Origin of the sequence: Vibrio methylphosphonaticus, assembly GCF_023634655.1 — a bacterium.
Lineage (GTDB): Bacteria > Pseudomonadota > Gammaproteobacteria > Enterobacterales > Vibrionaceae > Vibrio > Vibrio methylphosphonaticus.
The window spans coordinates 1-885 of the sequence record NZ_JAMKMS010000066.1 but is presented as its reverse complement, the minus strand read 5'-3'; the positions used below and the strand labels follow the sequence as shown (position 1 = coordinate 885).

The following is an 885-nucleotide window of genomic DNA, read 5'->3' as shown; positions in this document are numbered from 1 at the left end:
CGATGCAGGCAAAGCACTGCTTGTTGCTCTTCACTTTTTATAGAGACAAATCGTGTTTTGGGCCTAGATACTGCTTCGCAGATAGCCTCAGCATCATTGGCATCGTTCTTCTCATTTTGTCGATACGGAATAACGAATTTGGACGCCATGATTTTAGGGTTATGACCGAGTTTAAGTAATTGCCTTGCCCAGTGGTGCGCACCAGAGCAAGCCTCCATACCGATGAGGCAGGGTGGTAACTTGGCGAATGTGTCTAAGAGTTTGTTTCTTTTGACCGTTTTGCGTAGGACGCACTTGCCATATGCATCAACGCCGTGAATACTGAACACATTCTTGGCGAGGTCAACGCCAATAGTTTGAATGGTGGACATAGTAACCTCCAGTTCTTCAGCGTGTACTGAGTAAGTATGGCACGCAGAGTGTCAGGTAGAGGGAGTCCATATCATTCGTTAGTTGCACTTAGAAATTTAGTGGTCAAATAATTGTCCCTTTGGCTATGCAGCGACCAGCCTCACTGCTTAACTTTCTTTCCGGTGGCAGCGTGAAAGCGTCATTCGTTTTAGTAATCGAAGTTTCGCGGAACTGCTTTTGGTGTCCGTCTGTAAGCAACGAAAGTGACATCTTCCTCAACTCGTTTTTCAGTGACTTCGGTGGTTTCTTTTTCGTGCCAACTCGCATTACTCGAAAGATGTCAGTTCTGTCAGCTATCAAGTACGGCGTGGTGATAGTAATTTAGCTAACGGCAAGCAGTTAGCACCTTGGTGTAAATAAGAGAATAGGGGCGTAGGCAACTAACAAACTACTCAAGTGGACGCCATAAGCTTGGCGGTTTTGGTTTGAAGTTAAGTACGCTTGGCAAGTTAGTCGTTAGCGCCACTTAGCAGA

At 45.8% G+C, this 885-nt stretch carries 1 protein-coding gene; it reads right to left on the bottom strand.

Annotation, left to right across the window (positions count from 1 at the left end; genetic code table 11):
- Positions 1-371: IS110 family transposase (locus M9196_RS23260; protein WP_250619880.1), on the bottom strand; the 371-nt coding region annotated here is incomplete at its 3' end.
- Positions 372-885: the final 514 nt, after the last annotated feature.